At 33.5% G+C, this 19519-nt stretch carries 19 protein-coding genes, 1 rRNA gene and 1 pseudogene; 11 read left to right on the forward strand and 10 right to left on the reverse strand.

The genetic code is table 11. The features are described 5' to 3' along the window. The 9 genes and pseudogenes from ABG79_RS12630 to dnaA form a co-directional block, all read right to left on the reverse strand. Positions 1-94 (reverse strand): 16S ribosomal RNA (locus ABG79_RS12630); the annotation flags it as partial. 411 nt (positions 95-505) lie between these two features. Next, positions 506-729, reverse strand: a pseudogene (locus tag ABG79_RS12715) (transposase); the annotation flags it as partial. Between the two features lie 240 nt (positions 730-969). Then, positions 970-3402, reverse strand: coding sequence for a DNA gyrase subunit A (gene gyrA / locus ABG79_RS11020; protein WP_200956819.1), 2433 nt, complete (start codon positions 3400-3402; stop codon positions 970-972). A gap of 14 nt (positions 3403-3416) precedes the next feature. Next, positions 3417-5312, reverse strand: coding sequence for a DNA topoisomerase (ATP-hydrolyzing) subunit B (gyrB, locus tag ABG79_RS11025; protein WP_057979523.1), 1896 nt, complete (start codon positions 5310-5312; stop codon positions 3417-3419). A gap of 1 nt (position 5313) precedes the next feature. Further along, a complete protein-coding gene (gene remB / locus ABG79_RS12435; RefSeq protein WP_057979524.1) occupies positions 5314-5583 on the reverse strand; it encodes an extracellular matrix regulator RemB in 270 nt (89 codons plus the stop codon). Positions 5584-5595: 12 nt separating this feature from the next. Further along, positions 5596-6693 carry a DNA replication/repair protein RecF gene (recF, locus tag ABG79_RS11035; protein WP_057979525.1) on the reverse strand — a complete coding sequence of 366 codons (1098 nt, stop codon included), beginning with the start codon at positions 6691-6693 and terminating at the stop codon, positions 5596-5598. Between the two features lie 9 nt (positions 6694-6702). After that, positions 6703-6912 (reverse strand): RNA-binding S4 domain-containing protein, encoded by a 210-nt coding sequence (locus ABG79_RS11040; RefSeq protein WP_057979526.1) that lies wholly within the window; start codon positions 6910-6912, stop codon positions 6703-6705. 44 nt (positions 6913-6956) lie between these two features. Continuing rightward, positions 6957-8060, reverse strand: a complete 1104-nt coding sequence (dnaN, locus tag ABG79_RS11045; RefSeq protein WP_057979527.1) for a DNA polymerase III subunit beta — start codon at positions 8058-8060, stop codon at positions 6957-6959. A 268-nt stretch (positions 8061-8328) separates the two neighbouring features. After that, positions 8329-9660 carry a chromosomal replication initiator protein DnaA gene (gene dnaA / locus ABG79_RS11050; protein ID WP_057979528.1) on the reverse strand — a complete coding sequence of 444 codons (1332 nt, stop codon included), beginning with the start codon at positions 9658-9660 and terminating at the stop codon, positions 8329-8331. Between the two features lie 504 nt (positions 9661-10164). Here dnaA and rpmH point away from each other — a divergent pair. The 9 genes from rpmH to noc all read left to right on the forward strand — a co-directional run bounded on the left by rpmH (position 10165) and on the right by noc (position 17222). Next, positions 10165-10299 carry a 50S ribosomal protein L34 gene (gene rpmH, locus ABG79_RS11055; RefSeq protein WP_057979529.1) on the forward strand — a complete coding sequence of 45 codons (135 nt, stop codon included), beginning with the start codon at positions 10165-10167 and terminating at the stop codon, positions 10297-10299. A gap of 53 nt (positions 10300-10352) precedes the next feature. Then, the gene (rnpA, locus tag ABG79_RS11060; RefSeq protein ID WP_057979530.1) at positions 10353-10697 is read left to right on the forward strand and encodes a ribonuclease P protein component; all 345 of its coding nucleotides are present in this window, start codon (positions 10353-10355) and stop codon (positions 10695-10697) included. Continuing rightward, positions 10698-10907, forward strand: a complete 210-nt coding sequence (gene yidD / locus ABG79_RS11065) for a membrane protein insertion efficiency factor YidD (RefSeq protein ID WP_057979531.1) — start codon at positions 10698-10700, stop codon at positions 10905-10907. A gap of 23 nt (positions 10908-10930) precedes the next feature. Beyond that, on the forward strand, positions 10931-11602 hold the full coding sequence (yidC, locus tag ABG79_RS11070) for a membrane protein insertase YidC (RefSeq protein WP_057979532.1): 672 nt from the start codon (positions 10931-10933) through the stop codon (positions 11600-11602). 12 nt (positions 11603-11614) lie between these two features. Next, the gene (gene jag / locus ABG79_RS11075; protein ID WP_057979533.1) at positions 11615-12244 is read left to right on the forward strand and encodes an RNA-binding cell elongation regulator Jag/EloR; all 630 of its coding nucleotides are present in this window, start codon (positions 11615-11617) and stop codon (positions 12242-12244) included. Positions 12245-12338: 94 nt separating this feature from the next. Beyond that, positions 12339-13715, forward strand: a complete 1377-nt coding sequence (gene mnmE, locus ABG79_RS11080; RefSeq protein WP_057979558.1) for a tRNA uridine-5-carboxymethylaminomethyl(34) synthesis GTPase MnmE — start codon at positions 12339-12341, stop codon at positions 13713-13715. Positions 13716-13725: 10 nt separating this feature from the next. Beyond that, a complete protein-coding gene (mnmG, locus tag ABG79_RS11085) occupies positions 13726-15606 on the forward strand; it encodes a tRNA uridine-5-carboxymethylaminomethyl(34) synthesis enzyme MnmG (protein ID WP_057979534.1) in 1881 nt (626 codons plus the stop codon). Beyond that, positions 15603-16319, forward strand: coding sequence for a 16S rRNA (guanine(527)-N(7))-methyltransferase RsmG (gene rsmG / locus ABG79_RS11090; protein ID WP_057979535.1), 717 nt, complete (start codon positions 15603-15605; stop codon positions 16317-16319). Before mnmG ends, rsmG begins: the two co-directional genes overlap by 4 nt. Before the next feature lie 108 nt (positions 16320-16427). Then, the gene (gene noc / locus ABG79_RS11095) at positions 16428-17222 is read left to right on the forward strand and encodes a nucleoid occlusion protein (protein WP_057979536.1); all 795 of its coding nucleotides are present in this window, start codon (positions 16428-16430) and stop codon (positions 17220-17222) included. Positions 17223-17527: 305 nt separating this feature from the next. On the opposite strand, the gene ABG79_RS11100 is transcribed toward noc, so the two are convergent. Continuing rightward, the gene (locus ABG79_RS11100; protein ID WP_057979537.1) at positions 17528-17794 is read right to left on the reverse strand and encodes a TMEM165/GDT1 family protein; all 267 of its coding nucleotides are present in this window, start codon (positions 17792-17794) and stop codon (positions 17528-17530) included. 86 nt (positions 17795-17880) lie between these two features. Here ABG79_RS11100 and ABG79_RS11105 point away from each other — a divergent pair, with 86 nt between their 5' ends. After that, entirely contained in the window at positions 17881-18669 is a 789-nt protein-coding gene (locus ABG79_RS11105; RefSeq protein ID WP_057979538.1) for a ParA family protein, read from the forward strand. A gap of 2 nt (positions 18670-18671) precedes the next feature. Continuing rightward, on the forward strand, positions 18672-19505 hold the full coding sequence (locus ABG79_RS11110; protein WP_057979539.1) for a ParB/RepB/Spo0J family partition protein: 834 nt from the start codon (positions 18672-18674) through the stop codon (positions 19503-19505). Positions 19506-19519: the final 14 nt, after the last annotated feature.

Consider the following 19519-nt stretch of genomic DNA (forward strand, 5'->3'; position numbering starts at 1 on the left):
TACCTCAGATTGCTCCTTGATATCTCCGCTCGACTTGCATGTGTTAGGCACGCCGCCAGCGTTCGTCCTGAGCCAGGATCAAACTCTTATGTTTAAATCCATACTCTTTATTATCTGGCTGTTACTTAAAAGTAACTTGGTCGCTTTTCCACTGTTCAGTTTTCAAAGGTCAAATGACATATTATATATTATCATGTCCTTCTACATTTGTCAACCACTTTTTTTCCCGGTCGACACTTTAATATATTATCAGCTTTTTTTCATCTTGTCAACAGCATTTCATAATATATTTTGTTCATCAGCGAACTTTTTTATTCTAATATTTTTTTAATGAAAAATCAATACCTAAAATTTTTCCAATTTTATTATATTTTAATTCAACTGTAGAAGTTCATCTTAGGCCACTACTGTATTCATTTGCTTTGAATTTGTCTTATATTATCATATTTCTTAGCGTCTTTCAAAATTGCAAAATATCCTTATGTTTATTAATATCAACAACCTGTCTATCAAATATCATCAATAAACTTTTTCCTTTCAAATATCTCATAAACTGTGACACGCTTAATTTTGATGGTTATTTACAAACTTAAGGGTATGATCCTTACATTCATCTGCTTCTATTATTTCTACCGCCTAATATTTGCATAGTTCTCTTAATATCTTCCCTATATCTTCATATATTTTTCCATATATTATTTATCTTCAATATTTTACTGCAGATACAATGTGATATTTAAAATTCCATTTTGTATGTCATACACTTTCATTATACATACAAAAAATCCATGTGAAGCCGTTCACATGGATTTTTTTGCTATTCTATATTATTTTATTAAAGATTCTTGTTAGTTCAATTATTAGCGGTATTTGATTCAAAAGCTATCTAATATAATTTTGATTGCTACAGTCACTCTATTCTTGTCCAAATTGACAAACAATTCAAGAACTCAAGAAATCAAGTGAATGTCACTCATCAATGTCGTTGCTGTTGATTTTGCCTATGGAGACTATTCTTTCTTCCTCTTGAGTTCTCATAAGAGTAACCCCCATAGCGTCACGGCCGGTTTGCTTAATTGTAGCAACTTCAAGGCGGATAATTATTCCGTTGTTGTTTATTAGCATAATTTCATCGTTACCTTTTACAGTTTTAACGCCGACAATTTTACCGGTTTTTTGTGTAACTTTATATGTCTTCATACCCTTTCCGCCTCTTGAGTGAACGGTATATTCAGAGCATGAAGTTCTCTTCCCAAATCCATTTTCGCTTACAACTAAAAGGTCGGATGTTTCATCATATATTTCCATTCCAACAGCGATATCGCCTTCTCTTAATGTGATACCCTTAACCCCTGCTGCAGTTCTTCCCATCGCTCTTACATCATTTTCTTCAAATGTTATGCAGTAGCCGTTTTGGGTAACTATCATCATCTTTTGGTTTCCATCTGTTAGTTTAACCCCTATAAGTTCATCTCCAACCTTTAGGTTTATTGCAATCAGTCCACTTTTTCTAATATTTGCGAACTCATTCAGAGAAGTCTTTTTAACTATGCCAAGCTTTGTTGCAAACAATAAGAACTTATCATCCTCAAACTCCTTAATAGCAAGAACTGCCTGTATCTTTTCCCTTTGTCCCATAGGTAGTATGTTTACTATATTCATACCCCTTGCAGTTCTTGAGGCTTCAGGGATTTCATATGCCTTGAGCATATAAGCTCTGCCAAGATTAGTAAAGAACATTATATAGTTGTGGGATGATGTTATGAATATATGTTCAACAAAATCATCTTCCCTTGTAGACATTCCCTGAACACCCTTACCGCCTCTCTTTTGACTTCTATATGTGTCAATTGGAATTCTCTTTACATATCCTGCGTGAGTTATTGTTATTGCAACTTCTTCCTCTTCGATTAAATCCTCTATATTAATCTCATCAGGCTTTGCAGTTATCTTAGTTCTTCTCTCATCTGCAAACTTTTGTTTTATTTCAAGAAGCTCATCCTTAATAATCTTTAGAACCAGCCTTTCATTTTCAAGGACTTCTCTTAAATAATTAATAGTTTTTATAAGTTCTGCGTATTCTGCTTCAATCTTTTCTCTTTCAAGTCCTGTAAGCCTTTGCAATCTCATATCAAGTATTGCCTGCGCCTGTTTTTCTGAAAGTCCAAACTTTGTCATAAGACCGTTTCTTGCATCATCAACCGTCTTTGAACTTCTTATTAAATTTATAACCTCATCTATATGATCAAGGGCAATTCTTAATCCTTCTAAAATATGAGCCCTTGCTTCAGCCTTATCAAGTTCAAACTTAGTTCTTCTTCTTATAACTTCCTTTTGGAAATCAAGGTAATGAACCAAAACATCCCTTAAATTTAAAACCTTTGGCTCTCCATGAACTAGAGCAAGCATTATAACGCTGAATGAGTCCTGTAATTTTGTATGCTTATATAATAAATTTAAAACTATATTAGGATTTGCATCCTTTTTAAGTTCAATAACAATTCTCATTCCCTGTCTGTCTGATTCATCTCTTAAATCAGAAATACCTTCAATTTTCTTATCCTTAACAAGTTCTGCAATATCCTCAATAAGCTTTGCCTTATTAACCTGATATGGCAGTTCAGTAACTATAATCTTTGATTTACCTTTTTCTTCTTCGATAGTAGCCTTTGCCCTAACTACTATCTTTCCTCTTCCCTTTTCATAGGCATCTTTTATTCCATCCTTTCCAACGATTATACCCGCAGTTGGAAAATCTGGCCCTTTTACCTTTGTCATCAAATCCTTAATGGTTACTTCAGGGTTGTCTATTAGCATTATAACACCATCAATAACCTCTCCAAGATTATGAGGTGGTATGTTGGTCGCCATACCTACAGCAATACCTGATGAACCATTTACTAATAGATTTGGGAACCTTGAAGGAAGAACAGTCGGTTCCTTTTCAGTTCCATCAAAGTTGTCTACAAAATCTATAGTGTTTTTATTTATATCCCTCAACATTTCCATGGAAATTTTTGATAATCTTGCTTCTGTGTAACGCATAGCTGCAGCTCCATCGCCGTCAACAGAACCAAAGTTTCCATGTCCATCAACTAATAGATACCTTGTAGAAAAATCCTGTGCAAGTCTAACCATAGCATCATAAACAGCACTATCACCGTGTGGATGGTATTTACCCAGAACATCCCCGACTATTCTTGCACACTTTCTATATTGCTTATCGGGGAAAATTCCAAGTTCATGCATAGAATAAAGAATTCTTCTGTGAACAGGCTTTAACCCATCCCTTACATCTGGAAGTGCACGCCCTACTATAACGCTCATTGCATAATCTATATAACATTTTTTCATCTCATCGCTTATATCGACGAGCTGTATATCATCTCTCATCTCTTCCATAAGTTCAACTCCTTTTAGATATCAAGATTTTGAACCTTTTTCGCGTTTTGCTGAATAAACTCACGTCTTGGTTCAACTTTATCCCCCATAAGAATAGTAAATACTTCATCAGCCTCAACTGCATCTTCGACAGTAACCTTTAAAAGAGTTCTCGAATTAGGATTCATAGTAGTTTCCCAGAGCTGTTCTGCGTTCATTTCTCCAAGACCCTTATATCTTTGTATTTCTACGTTATCTCTTCCCATTTGGTTTAATTTTGCCTCAAGCTCCCTATCACTGTAAGCATAAGCCATATTCTTACCCTTTGAAATCTTATAAAGAGGAGGCTGAGCAATATAAACATGCCCCTCTTCTATTAAAGGTCTCATGTATCTATAGAAGAATGTTAAAAGCAATGTTCTAATATGTGCACCGTCAACATCGGCGTCGGTCATTATTATTATCTTGTCGTATCTAATCTTTTCAATATCAAAATCATCGCCAATTCCCGCACCAAATGCAGTAATCATATTTCTTATTTCCTGATAAGCAAGTATCTTATCAAGCCTTTGCTTTTCAACATTCATAATCTTTCCTCTAAGAGGCAGAATAGCCTGGAATCTTCTATCACGTCCACCCTTTGCAGAACCTCCCGCTGAATCCCCCTCAACAAGGAATATTTCGCAAAGCTTTGGGTCCTTTTCAGAACAATCGGCAAGCTTTCCAGGAAGAGAAGTATTTTCCAAAACATTCTTTCTTCTTGTTAATTCCCTTGCCTTTCTTGCTGCCTCCCTTGCCCTTGATGCAAGGAGACACTTTTCAACTATAACCTTTGAAACATTTGGGTTTTCCTCTAAAAATGATGCAAATCTATCGCTAACTATATTATCAACTATACTTCTAACCTCAGTATTTCCAAGCTTAGTCTTAGTCTGTCCTTCAAACTCAGGATTAGTTATCTTTACTGATACAACTGCAGTAATTCCTTCTCTTGTATCTTCACCTTGAAGATTCTTTTCATTTTCCTTCAAAAATCCGTATTTTCTTGCATAGTCATTTATAACCTTAGTAAGCGCAGTTTTAAAACCGCTTACATGAGTTCCACCTTCTGTAGTTGAAATATTATTTGCAAATGAAAAAATATTTTCAGCATAACCATCGTTATACTGGAATGCAATTTCAACTATTGTATCATCCTTATTAGCTTCAAAATAAACAGGTTCATCATGTAAAACCTCTTTATTTCTATTCAAATACTTAACAAACTCTCTTATTCCGCCTTCATAATGATACTTTTCCTTCTTGTCCTGTCTTTCGTCAATCAATTTAATCCTAATTCCCTTATTCAAAAAAGCAAGTTCCCTTAATCTCTGTGAAAGTATATCAAACTCATACTCAAGGGTTTCAAATATTTCATCATCAGCAAGGAAAGTAACCTTTGTTCCAGTGTTTTCTGCTTCACCTACAATTTCAAGTTCAGTAACAGGCTTTCCTCTTTCATATCTTTGTCTATAAACCTTTCCGTCCCTTTTAACCTCAACAACTAACCATCTTGAGAGCGCATTAACAACTGAAGCTCCAACTCCATGAAGCCCACCTGATACCTTGTATCCTCCACCTCCAAATTTTCCGCCGGCATGGAGAACAGTATAAACAACCTCAACAGCGCTCTTTCCAAGCTTTGGATGTATATCAACCGGAATACCTCTACCATCGTCAATTACAGTTATAGAATTATCCTGATGAATAAAAACATCTATGTTCTTACAAAATCCAGCTAAAGCCTCATCTATTGAGTTGTCTACTATTTCATAGACAAGATGATGAAGCCCTCTTGGCCCTGTGCTACCTATATACATCCCTGGCCTTTTTCTAACGGCCTCCAATCCTTCAAGGACCTGAATCTCACTTGCGCTATATTTCTTACTCATATTAATCCCCCTTTGAACATTCGTCTATAAAGCAGCTTCTCTTTGCAAGAGTAAGAGAAGAAATAGGAGATAAATAAATAATGCTCTTTTTATCCCTCTCAGTTAAAACAAATGACTTAGGTTCATCATTTGTAATCCTCTTTACAAAACCTTCTTCCTCTGCAATCTTTAAAAAACTTTTAGTATCTATTGAAGACGTTGATGTTATGTCAAAAATAGCTATAACTTCCTTTAACGGAATTACAACATTTTCTCCAAGATGAAGAAACATAAAAATTCCTCCTCAAATTTCTTTTACATTAATGGTTCCATTATAAACTTCAAAAACTCTTTTCTTGTCAAAATTAAACTTTTCTATATCATTTAAACTGGTAATCGTCAAAAATGTCTGGATATCCTTAAGAGAATCCAAAAGATATTTTTGTCTTATCAAATCTAGCTCCGACATAACATCGTCGAGTAAAAGGATAGGGTATTCCCCTGTCTCTCCCTTTATTATTTCTATTTCAGACAATTTTAATGACAGAGCAGCAGTTCTTTGCTGCCCCTGTGATGCATAAGATTTTGCATCAACACCATTTATAAAAATAATTAAATCATCCCTATGGGGTCCCTTTGAAGTATAACCCTTTTTTATATCTTCGGCAATATTTTCTTTATATAGCCTATAGAGCTTTTCTTTTATATCCTTTAAACTCACATCTTTTACATCTGTTTTATATTGAATACTTATCTCTTCTTTTCCATTTGTAATTTTTCTATGAAGAAGCTTTGATATAATCGATAATTTCTTTATAAACTCTATTCTGTTTAGAATAATAAAACTTCCAAATTCAGATAACTGCTCATCGTATATATCTATCAATGTATTATTAACCCTCTGTTTTAAAAGGTTATTTCTCTCTTGAATTACCTTGTTGTATTGATTCAAATAATGATGATATTTGGGCTTTAGTTGATTTAATTCGTTATCTATAAATCTTCTTCTAACATCCGGCCCATCCTTTAAAAGCCTTAAATCCTCAGGAGAAAAAATAACGCTATTAACAGTCCCAAAAACTTCAGATGTTTTATTTATTTTTATACCATTTAACTTAATCTCTTTTTTAGACTCAAGCGAAAGCAAAAATTCTAAAGTGAAATCACCAATATTCCTGCTTCCATTTGCCCTAATATACGCTTTATTCTTGCCCCATTTGATTATTTCTTTATCCTTATTACCCCTGTGGGATTTTAGTGCACCAAGATAATTAAGAGCCTCTAATACATTTGTCTTTCCCTGTGCGTTTTCCCCAACGAGAATATTCAGTCCCTTGGCAAACTCTATCTTTAAATTTGAATAATTTCTAAAGTTTATAACCTCTAATTCCTTAACATACATTTTATTCACCTAAACTATTTCAAATTTTCCAACACCTACAACTTCAACAATATCGCCCTTTTTAATTTTTTTGCCCCTCTCAACAGTTTGAACACCATTTACATAAACGTCACCATTTTTAATTATAATCTTAGCAAATGCCCCAGTGTCTGCAACTCCCATCCACTTAAGAAGCTGGTCTAATTTAATAAACTCCGTATTAATTTCTACTCTTTCCATAATTATCCTCCCTATTCAATTAAAAACCACCTTAAAAGGTGGCTTTAGCTTTCAATTAATCTTACTGGAAGAACTAAATATATATAATCATCACCATCAGCCTTCTTTACAACACAAGGACTAACATTGGTTGTGAATTCAAGATATATATCTTCACTATCTATTATTCTCAATACTTCAAGGAAATATTTAGCATTGAAAGCAATTTTTAATCCATTACCCTCAACTTCAACAGAAACTTCCTCATGAACCTTTCCAAATTGAGAATCTGAAGTAACGATAAGTTTTTCATCTTCTATATTAAATTTTAATAGATTTGTCTTTCCTTCCCTTGCAAGAAGCGAAGCTCTTTCAATGCTGTCAAGAAGTTCTGATTTTTTAGCCTTTAGCTTTGTCTTATATTCCTGCGGTATAATTTGTCTATAGTTTACAAATTCACCATCTAACAGCCTTGAAATAACTTTTGTATTTCCAAGGTTGAACAAAATATGATTTGGAGTGAAAGTTATTTTTACCTTTTCTTCAGATGGTTCTATAATCTTTGATATTTCATTTAAAGTTTTTCCAGGAATTACAGCGCTTATATTTCCTGCATCTTCAAGTTCAACCTTTTTAAGAGATAATCTATAACCATCAAGCGCAACAAAGCTAAGATTATTTTCCTTAACTTCAAATAATACTCCTGTTAAAATCGGTCTTGTCTCGTCTGTTGCAATTGCAAATATAGTCTGCTTTATCATGGTTCTTAATAAGTCCTGAGAAATTTCATACAACGAATTTTCATTTATCGTTGGAAGCTTTGGAAACTCATCAGGATTGTTTCCAATTAGCGTGAATTCAGATTTCTGGCAGGTAATTTTAACGTAATTGTTATCCACAAGCTCAATCGATACAACATCGTTTGGAAGCATTCTTATAAATTCTCCAAACAATTTTGAATTAAGAACTATAGATCCCTTTTTTATAACATTAGCATTTATATATGTTTCAATTCCAATATCTAAATCAGTTGCAGTAAAATAAACTTTATCTTCTTTAACATTTATTAAGATACCTTCAAGTATAGGATATGTTGTCTTAGAAGAGGATGCTTTTTGAACAACATTAATAGCTTCTTGCAAAATGCTCTTTTCACATGTGAAAAACATTTATTAACCCTCCCTTTATCCACAGTGGATAAATTTATTTTTTCTATATTTTATTAGAGAAATATAACAAAAAAATAGTAGTAATAGTAGTAGGGGCTGTGAATTTGTTGATAAGTAAGTTTAGACCAACAAAATCAAAGTATTTAATTAATAAAAAATTGTGGATAACACAAAACAACTTTGCTTTAATTATCCACAGAATTAGACTGAAATTTTTTTAAAAAAGTTATCAACATTTTGTTAATAGATAGAATAAACAGTTTGTTGATTATTTTTGATTTATTTTTCTAATGAGTTCATCTATAGTTTCCTTAAGGTTTTGGTCCTTTTCATAGCTCTCGTTTATTTTTTCAAAGGCATGAATTACAGTTGTATGGTCTCTTCCTCCAAATTCTTCACCAATCTTAGGCAAAGAAAGGTCGGTCAATTTTCTTGCAAGATACATAGCAATCTGTCTTGGGAAAGCTACGCTCTTTGTCCTCTTTTGGGATTTAAAATCCTCCGGCCTTAAATTATAGTAGCTTGATACAACATCAATGATTAGTTCAGTTGTAATCTGCCTTGCATTTCTATTTGATATAAAATCCCTTAATGCTTCGGATGCTAAATCAACACTAACTTCTTTATTAGTAAGCGAAGAATAGGCCACAATTCTAATTAATGCACCTTCAAGCTCTCTTATATTCGACTGAATTTTATTTGCGATATAAACCATAACTTCGTTTGGAATACTCAAATTTTCTACATCCGCCTTTTTCTTTAATATTGCAATTCTAGTTTCAAAATCAGGCGGTTGAATATCAGCAATAAGTCCCCATTCGAATCTTGACCTCAATCTATCTTCTAATGTAGGAATTTCCTTTGGAGGTCTATCGCTTGATATAATAATCTGCTTGTTGGCCTCGTGCAGAGAATTAAAAGTATGGAAAAATTCTTCTTGTGTTCTTTCTTTTCCGGCAATGAATTGAATATCGTCAATAAGTAGAACATCTACATTTCTATATTTATTTCTAAAATCTTCGTTTTTATCGTCCTTAATGGCATTAATAAGCTCATTGGTAAATTTTTCAGAGGAAACATAAACAACCTTCGCTGATGGATTGTTTCCTAAAATATAATGTCCAATGGCATGCATAAGGTGTGTTTTTCCAAGTCCAACGCCTCCGTATATGAACAAAGGATTATATGCCTTTGCTGGAGCCTCTGCAACTGCTAATGATGCTGCATGTGCAAATCTATTGCTGTTACCGATGACAAATGTTTCAAATGTATACTTTGGATTTAGCATTGAATTTGAAAACTCTTCTTGCTTTTCCTTTTTAGGAGCAGGTGAATTGTTTTCATTTATATCATCAGTATTTAGAACGAATTTAAGCTCATATTTTTTGGAAGTTACAAGTTTAATTGCATTAGAAATAAGCTCCTTGTGCCTTTGCTCCAAGACACCCTTTGTGAATTCATTTGGTGCAAGAAAGAATATAGTGTCATTTGTAATTTTTAGTGGTTCAAGGCACTTAATCCAAGTATTAAAAGCAAGTTCTGTAAGCTCTGCCTTAACAATTTCTTGAGTCTTCTCCCAAATTTCAAGAAGATTGTTCATAAATTTTCCTCCCCAATGTATATTAACATAATTATCCACAAACAAAGCAGTCCATCATAGAATGTTGACAAGTTTATTAAAAATTATTCACAAGATTGTTGATTTGTTGATATAAAATTTGAATTGAATATTTATTAACTTTATCCACAAAATATAACTAACAGTATCAACAACGATAAAAATAAGGCAAAAATATATAAATACAAAAAAATAAAGTCAACTTATACACAATTTTATCCACAGATTGTGGACTAGTTTTTGATTTATATCAATAAAAAAGTTATTAACAATTTTTGTGGATATGCATTATTATCTTATCAAATAATAAGTGTCATTACAATAGTTATCCACAAAAAACACAGTCCAATTTCAAAAAATATTCACAACATAAAAAATGTAATTTTCTTGACAGTTTTAATGTATACATATATAATCTTTATAGTAATCATATAATGAAGTAATATGCCCATTAACAATAGATACTAATAAAAGGGGGTGCAAGTGATGTTAAGAACATACCAACCAAAGAAAAGACAAAGAAAGAAGGAACATGGATTCAGAAAGAGAATGAAGACAAGAAATGGTAGAAAAGTTCTTAGAGCAAGAAGATTAAAGGGAAGAAAGAGATTGACTGCATAAGGCCGCAATATGTGGCCTTTTTGTGCAATTTAAGGCTGAAATGGGGAAAAACAATGAAAAAGGAAGAAAAAATACGAAAGAACAGACATTTTAGGATTGTTTACAGCAGAGGTAAATCCTTCAGTGATGAGATATTAGTAGCATACGTATCAAAGAATAAAAAAAATATAAATAGGGTTGGAGTATCTGTAAGCAAGAAGATAGGAAAGAGCGTGGTTAGAAATAGAGTAAAAAGGCTAATTAGAGAAGCCTTTAGAGTCAATAGGCAAAAGTTTAAAGTTGGACATGATATTATATTCGTAGCAAGAGCAAAGTCTGCAAATAGTAGTTTTTCAGATGTCCAAAAATCGATATTTAACCTATTGAAGCGAGCAGGAGTATTAAAAGAAGGTGTATGAATGAAAAAAGTCTTAATATTCTTAATTAGGATATATAGGAAATATATTTCTCCAATGAAGCCCCCAAGTTGCAGGTTTTATCCTACATGTTCCCAGTATTCAATTGAAGCTATCGAAAAATACGGCGCCTTAAAGGGCTCTGTTTTATCTATAAAAAGGATTTTAAGGTGTCATCCACTTCATCCAGGCGGATACGACCCTGTTCCTTAACACATTAAAAAGGAGGGTTAAATTTGAATTTTTTAGTTCAGCCACTAACGGTATTCTTTAATGGAATACATAGTTTTGTTACGAATTATGTATCTAATTTGAGCCTTGCTTATTTTTTAGATATTTTTATATTTACAGCTATAATCAAAACTATAATACTTCCATTAACAATTGCTCAAACAAAGTCAAGCATTGCAATGCAAAAATTGCAACCTAAATTAAAGGAATTACAGGAAAAATATAAGAACGACCCACAAAAATTACAGCAGGAGCAAATGATTTTATATAAAGAGAGCGGTGCAAATCCACTTTCAGGATGTCTTCCGCTTTTAATACAATGGCCAATTATTATAGCTATGTATTATGTAATTTTACATTTAGAAGGAATGAAGAATGTTGGATTCCTTTGGATTCAGAGCCTAGGTTCTTATGATAAGACATTTATACTTCCTGTCATTTCAGGTTTAACAAGTTATCTCATGGGTGTTATGATAGCTCCAAAGGGAAATGACCCATCATCGCAACAGCAAAGAAAAATGAACCTTTATATGTCAATTTTATTCGTAGTTATGTTCTTTAAATTCCAGGCAGGGGTTGTTCTTTACTGGATAATAAGCAATATTATACAAATATTGCAGCAATACTTCATAATAAATAGAATTAAGCATAAGGAAGAGGCTAAGCTACAGCAGTAGGGTGGTGTATTTATGAGAAAATGGGTAGAAGCAACTGGTAAGACTGTTGAAAATGCTATTGAAAATGGCCTTAGAGAATTAGGGGTTACAAGGGACAAGGTTACTGTAGACATAGTTGAAAGTGGAAACAAAGGAGTATTTGGACTATTAGGGGCAAAGCCAGCTAAGGTTAAACTTACTCTTAAAAAGGACTATGGAGCAATTGCTAAAACCTTCTTAAGAGAAGTCCTTGACAAGATGGGAATTATGTGTGAAATCCAAATGAAAGAAGAGGACGATGTATTAAAGATTAATCTTGCAGGACCAAGAATGGGAGCTCTTATAGGTCATAGGGGAGAGACTTTGGATTCTTTACAATATCTTGTTAGCCTTGTTGTAAACAAAGAAAACAGCGAAAATGAATTCAAAAAGGTTTTATTGGACACTCAAAACTACAGACAAAAAAGGGAAGATACCCTTGTAAGACTTGCTAATAGGCTTGCCTACAAGGTAAAAAGATACAACAAAAGCATTACACTTGAGCCAATGAATCCTTATGAAAGAAGAATAATTCACGCTGCACTTCAAAATCATCCAGAAGTTACAACCTATAGCATTGGCGAAGAACCATACAGGAAGGTTGTCATAGACTTAAAAAAATAAGAGGCGAATTGCCTCTTTTTTTATGACAAAATTTATACTAATATTATCTATATTAGCAATAATAAAAATAGAAACATTAGAAGAAGGTGAAAATATGCTTAACGATACAATAGCTGCTATTTCTACTGCAATTGGAGAAGGCGGAATTGGAATAGTTAGAATGTCAGGTGATGATAGTTTAAATATATTGAGTAAAATATTCAAAAGCCCAAAGGATAAGGATATTAAAAAAATAAAAAGTTATACTATGCACTATGGCTTTATAATCGACCCTGAGACAAATGAGACAATAGATGAAGTTATAGTGAGCTATATGAAGGCGCCAAATACATATACAAGGGAAGATATAGTTGAGATAAACTGCCATGGTGGAGTAGTTGCTGTAAGAAGGGTGCTCGCAACTGTTTTAAATAATGGTGCAAGATTAGCTGAACCTGGTGAGTTTACTAAAAGAGCGTTCTTAAACGGAAGAATAGACCTATCTCAGGCTGAGGCTGTTATAGATTTAATTCGCGCCAAAACAGACGACAGCATGAGTATAGCAGTAAATCAATTAAAGGGAAAACTTTCGGAGAAAATAGAAAGCCTTATGGATAGACTGTTAGGAGCTCTTGCACATATAGAAGCCACAGTTGATTTTCCAGAGGATGATGTTGATGAGCTTGTGATAAACAAATTAAATAACAACCTAAAGAGCCTTGTCGAAGAAATAGATTATCTTATTAAAAACGCTGAAACTGGAAAAATATTAAGAGAAGGCTTAAGAACAACAATTGTAGGAAAGCCTAATGTAGGAAAGTCATCCCTTTTAAATGCACTATTACAGGAAAAAAGAGCAATAGTTACTGATATACCTGGGACAACAAGGGATGTAATTGAAGAATATATAAACATAGAGGGAATACCTATAATACTTGTTGATACAGCAGGAATTAGAAAGACAGTTGATGTAGTTGAAAAAATAGGAGTTGAAAAATCAAAGGAATACCTTGAAAATGCCGACCTTATTATTTTTATGGTCGATGCTTCGCGGCCATTAGAGGGAGAAGATTTTGAAATAATTGATTTGATAAAACACAAAAATGTAATCGTTGTTGCAAATAAAGTTGACTTGCCACAAAAAATAGATTTTAATTTATTAAAGGAAAACTTTAGTATCATAGTTAAAGCTTCAGTTAAAGCAGAGCATGGAATAGATGCTATAAAAGAAAAGATAGTCGATTTGGTGTATCAGGGAAAAGTTACTACTAAGAACGATGTTTTGGTTACAAACATAAGACACAAGGACACACTTATAAAAGCAAAGGAAATAATACAAAAGGGTATAGAAACACTAAACAGCGGACTTCCACTTGATTTAGCATCGATAGAGCTAAAGGACGGATATTTAAAGCTTGGAGAAATAACAGGGGATACTGTTGCTGAGGATATTATAGATAGGATATTCTGTGATTTCTGCATAGGAAAATAGGAGGGGTAGCATGTATAATGCAGGAAAATATGATGTAGTAGTTATAGGAGCAGGCCATGCAGGCTGCGAAGCTGCCCTTGCATCAGCAAGGCTTGGATGCAAAACATTGATAGTAACACTAAACCTTGACAGCATTGCACTTATGCCCTGCAACCCTGCAATTGGAGGAACTGCAAAGGGACATCTTGTAAGGGAAGTTGACGCACTTGGTGGACAGATGGGAATAAATATTGACAGAACATATATACAATCGAGGATGCTAAATACGTCTAAGGGACCAGCTGTTCACTCATTGAGGGCACAGGCAGATAAGAAAAAATACCAGTTTACAATGAAAAAAACGCTAGAAGAGCAGGAAAATCTGTATATAAAACAGGATGAAGTAATAGGAATAGAAGTTGAAGACGGAAAAGTTAAAGGTATTAAGACTAAGAATGGTGCGTTTTTTGAATGCAGTGCAATTGTTGTAACTACAGGAACATATCTTAAGGGAAGAATATTCATAGGGGAAGTGAACTACAGCGGCGGGCCAAACGGGCTTTTCCCTGCAAATGAATTATCTCAGAGCCTTTTGGATTTAGGTATAACTTTAAGAAGGTTCAAAACAGGAACTCCAGCAAGAATACATAAAAGGTCAGTTGATTTTTCAAAGATGATAATACAACCTGGAGATGAAAATGTTGTTCCATTTTCATTTATGTCGGGGGATATATCAAGGGAACAAGTTCCATGTTATCTAACATATACTTCAGAAAAAACGCATGAGATAATAAGAGAAAATATGCACAGGTCACCACTATTTACAGGGGATATTGAGGGAGTCGGACCAAGATATTGCCCTTCAATTGAAGATAAGGTTACAAAATTTCCGGATAAGGAAAGACATCAGATTTTTATTGAACCTGAGGGAGAAGACACTGACGAGTTATATGTTCAGGGAATGTCAAGCTCGTTGCCTGAGGATGTTCAGATACAAGTATACAGGTCAATTCCTGGGCTTGAAAATTGCGAAGTTTTAAGAACTGCCTACGCAATAGAATATGACTGCATTGACCCAACACAATTAAAACTTAGCTTGGAGCTTAAAAATATTGAGGGTTTATTCTTTGCAGGACAGGTAAACGGAACATCAGGGTATGAAGAAGCAGCAGCACAGGGAATAATAGCAGGTATCAACGCAGCACAGAAGGTAAAAGGAAGGGAGCCACTGATACTTGATAGGTCAGATGCATACATTGGAGTATTGATAGATGATTTAGTTACAAAGGGGACCAATGAACCATATAGAATGATGACAAGCAGAGCAGAATATAGATTACTTTTAAGGCAGGATAATGCAGATTTAAGATTAACTCAAAAAGGTTATGAAGTTGGACTTGTAACTGAAGAAAGATACCAGAAATACCTAAATAGAAAAGAAAATATAGAGAAGGAAATTGAAAGGCTTAAAAAATATGTAGTATCTCCTTCTGATGAAAACAACGAAGTGCTAAGAAACATAGGAAGCTCTGAAATAAAAAGCGGAGTTACATTATACGAATTATTAAAAAGACCTGAAGTGACATACGAAAATATAAAGGATTTAGATAAGGAAAGACCAAATCTTTCAAAGGATGTGACCGAAGAGGTTGAAATTGAAATTAAATACGAAGGATATATCAAAAAACAAATTGAGCAGGTTGAGCAGTTTAAAAAGCTCGAGCAAAAGAAAATTCCACCATATATAAACTATGAGGATGTCCCAAGTTTAAGAATTGAGGCAAAGCAAAAACTTTCAAAGATAAGGCCTGAGAACATTGGGCAGGCCTCAAGAATATCAGGGGTATCTCCTGCTGATATTTCTGTATTGCTTGTTTATTTAGAACAAATAAGAAGAAAAGGTGAAAAATGATGAGGGAAATTTTAATAATTGGTGCAAGAAATTATGGGATTGAGCTTGATGAAGAAAAGGTAGAAAAATTTTTAAAATATATGGAGCTTTTAAAGAGTTGGAATGAGAAGATAAACTTAACTGCAATAACTGATGATATCGAAATAATTAAAAAACATTTTTTAGATTCAATTTCAATTGTTAAGAGTAATTTGATAAAGGACGATGCTTCAATAATCGATGTTGGAACTGGCGCTGGATTCCCTGGAATACCAATAAAAATTATAAAGCCTAATACTAAGGTAGTCCTGTTAGACAGCCTTCAAAAAAGAGTAAACTTTTTAAATGAGGTAATTAAGGAACTTAATCTTAAAGGAATCGAAGCTGTTCACTCAAGGGCAGAGGACGCTGCAAAAAGCGAAAAATATAGAGAAAAATTTGATATATCAACTGCAAGGGCAGTGGCACACATGAGTATTTTATCAGAATACTGCATTCCATTTGTAAAGGTTAACGGTCATTTTATAGCACTAAAAGGTCCTACTGTTGATGAAGAGATAAATGAATCAAGAAATGCAATTGGGACATTGGGTGGAAAGCTAAAATCAATTATTGAAACGACAATTCCCGAGTATGATGTAAATCATAAGCTGATTATTGTCGAAAAAATTAAGGAAACTGACAAGAAATATCCAAGAAAGCCATCACAGATTGAGAAAAAGCCTATAAAATGACGATTTATTAAAACAATTGTAAAACGATTTAGTCCGGGAAATAGCAGGAAAAGGGAAATAATTATAGAATATATTTTATATAAATAACGAAAATGGTGGGATGGTGCAATGAGGGTAGAAAACGAAATTATTAACATACCTATTAATTTAATAAAGCAAAATACTTACCAGCCAAGGAAAATATTTGACGATCAATCTTTACTAGAACTATCTGAATCGATTAGGGAATATGGAGTTCTTCAGCCAATCAGCGTTAGGAGAAACGGAGAAGCGTTTTATGAACTAATTGCTGGTGAAAGAAGATTGAGAGCTTCTCAGCTTGCAGGACTTTCAGAAATACCTGCAATAGTTGTAGACGTAAACAACAAGGATAGCGCTGTATTAGCCCTTATAGAGAACCTTCAAAGAGAAGATTTAAACTACCTTGAAGAGGCCGAAGGCTATCTAAGGCTTATAAAAGAACACGGATTTACTCAGGAAGAACTTGCAAGCAAAATAGGAAAAAAACAATCGACTATTGCAAATAAACTTAGAATACTAAAACTCTCTGACAAAGTAAAAGAAGTATTAGTAAGCAACAACTTAACCGAAAGACATGCACGAGCACTTTTAAAAATTGAAGACGAAAACCTCCAACTTGCAGTATTAGAAGAAGTTATAAAAGAAAACTTAAATGTAAAAGAAACCGAAGAGATGATTGAAAGAATAATCAAAAACCCAAACGGTGTTGAAAAGAAAAAGGAAGACAAAAAAGAAAAGGTTAAGTTCAAATGGGTTATAAATCCAAGAATAATAACCAACACGATTAAGGATATAATGCTCAAAAACGGCATCGATGCAAACTACAGACATAAGGACTACGATGAATACATGGAGATTATAGTAAGAATTCCAAAGAAGTAATGAGTGACATTCACTTGACTTCTTGAGTTCTTGAATTGTTTGGCAATTTGGACAAAACCCTGTGAAAGGAGATTTAACTTCTTTTACAGGGTTTTTTGTGTGACCGGCATAGGAGAAATCTTTTAGGTGAAAGTCAGATACAGGAGTTAATGTGCACCTGTTAGCTTAAGACAAGTGTGCTCATTAAAATGTGGAAATTGATTTAAATTATAATGTATAACAACTTGTTGTTCACTAATAGTGTTAGATATTCAAGGCTGAATTTTAATACAACGGGTTAAATTTAGTATATATTGCTGAAGTTTTTATTTTTTTAGCAGTATAATAACCCCAACAAGAATAAAAACTGCTGCTGAAATGGTGTTTAACGTATTCTTTGAGATATACTTTTCAATAAAGGAACCAAATAAAACGCCGACTAAGGATGTGCAAAATAGAGCCAAACTTGCTCCAATGAGAACTGATAACTTAGAATTTGATTTTGCTGAAAGCAGCATTGTTGCAAGCTGAGTTTTATCTCCAAGCTCAGCAAGAAATACTACAATAAAAGTTGATAAAATAATTTTTAACATAATATCACCTACTGTATTTTAATAATAAAAATAATGCTGTAAAATATATATTATGAAAAGCTTTAAAATATTCTAGGGGTGGTATAGTGGGGAAAGTAATTTCTATTTTTAATCAAAAAGGTGGAGTAGGAAAAACTACAACAGCGATAAATTTATCATCATATCTTGCTTCAATGGGGCAAAAGGTATTATTGATAGATATTGACCCTCAGGGGAACACAACAAGCGGGCTTGGAATTGATAAGGACGAACTTGAATATTCCATGTATGATGTTATAATTGAATATGCAAAACAAGAAAAAAGCGACATTGCATCCAAGGCAATTGTTAAAACAGTTATTGAAAACCTGTATCTTCTTCCATCAACAGTTGAACTTGCAGGCGCTGAAATTGAGATGACGTTTAATGATGAAAGGGAGAAGATATTTAAAAGGGCAGTAGGAGAAATAAAGGACGAGTTTGACTACATCTTTATAGACTGTCCGCCATCCCTTGGACTATTGACTATAAACGCTCTCACAGGTTCAGACAGCGTATTAATTCCGATACAGTGTGAGTTTTATGCTCTCGAAGGAGTTAGTCAACTCATGAATACTATTAACCTTGTAAAAAAGAACTTAAATCCAGATATTAAAATACAGGGAGTAGTAATGAGCATGTTCGATGGAAGAACAAATCTTTCAATTGAGGTAGTTGAGGAAGTAAAAAAATACTTTAAAGGAAAGGTTTATACTACTATAATTCCAAGAAACATTAGGCTTGCAGAGGCGCCGAGCCATGGACTTCCTATAATGCTCTATGATAAAAACTCTACCGGTGCTAAAAGCTACAAAGAACTAGCTGAAGAATTTTTGTATTTAGAAGGGGATGAGTAATAATGGCCAAAAAAAGTGCACTTGGAAAGGGACTTGGGGCTTTGATTCCTGAAACAGAGGAAAAGGGAAACGTTCAGGAAGTTGAAATTAATAAGTTATTTAGAAACGATGAACAACCAAGAAGGAATTTTGATGAAGAAAAAATAAACGCCCTTGCAGAATCAATAAAATCTCATGGAATAATTCAGCCTATCGTTGTAAAAAGAGAGGGCGAATTTTATAAGATTATTGCTGGAGAGAGAAGATGGAGGGCAGCAAAAATTGCTGGACTCAAAAAAGTTCCTATTGTTGAAAAGGAACTATCCCAAAGAGAGATAATGGAAATATCTCTTATTGAAAACATTCAAAGAGAGGACTTAAATCCTGTTGAAGAGGCACTTGCTTATAAAAGACTAATGGAGGAATTTGAACTGACACAGGAAGAAATAGCAGCAAGAGTTGGAAAGTCAAGAAGTGCCATTGCAAATTCTCTTAGAATTTTAAACCTCGATGAAAGGGTTTTGAATTATATTATTAATGGCGAATTAAGCGAAGGGCATGGGAAAGTTATTGTTTCGATTGAAGATAATGAACTTCAGTTCAATATCGCAAAAAAGGTGGTAGATGAAGGCTTAAACGTAAGGCAGACTGAAAAATTGGTTAAAGAAATATTAGAAGAGAAAAAAGAAAAGAAGAAAAAGAACAAGGAAGTTCATTTTAGAGATGTTGAAGAAAAATTACAAATGTTCTTTGGAACAAAGGTAAAAATAAATAATGGAAAAAACAAAGGAAAAATAGAAATAGAATACTACTCAGATTCTGATTTACAAAGGATTTTAGAACTATTAAACATATAAATGTTTCACGTGAA

Source organism: Caloramator mitchellensis (genome assembly GCF_001440545.1).
Taxonomy (GTDB): Bacteria; Bacillota; Clostridia; order Clostridiales; family Caloramatoraceae; genus Caloramator; species Caloramator mitchellensis.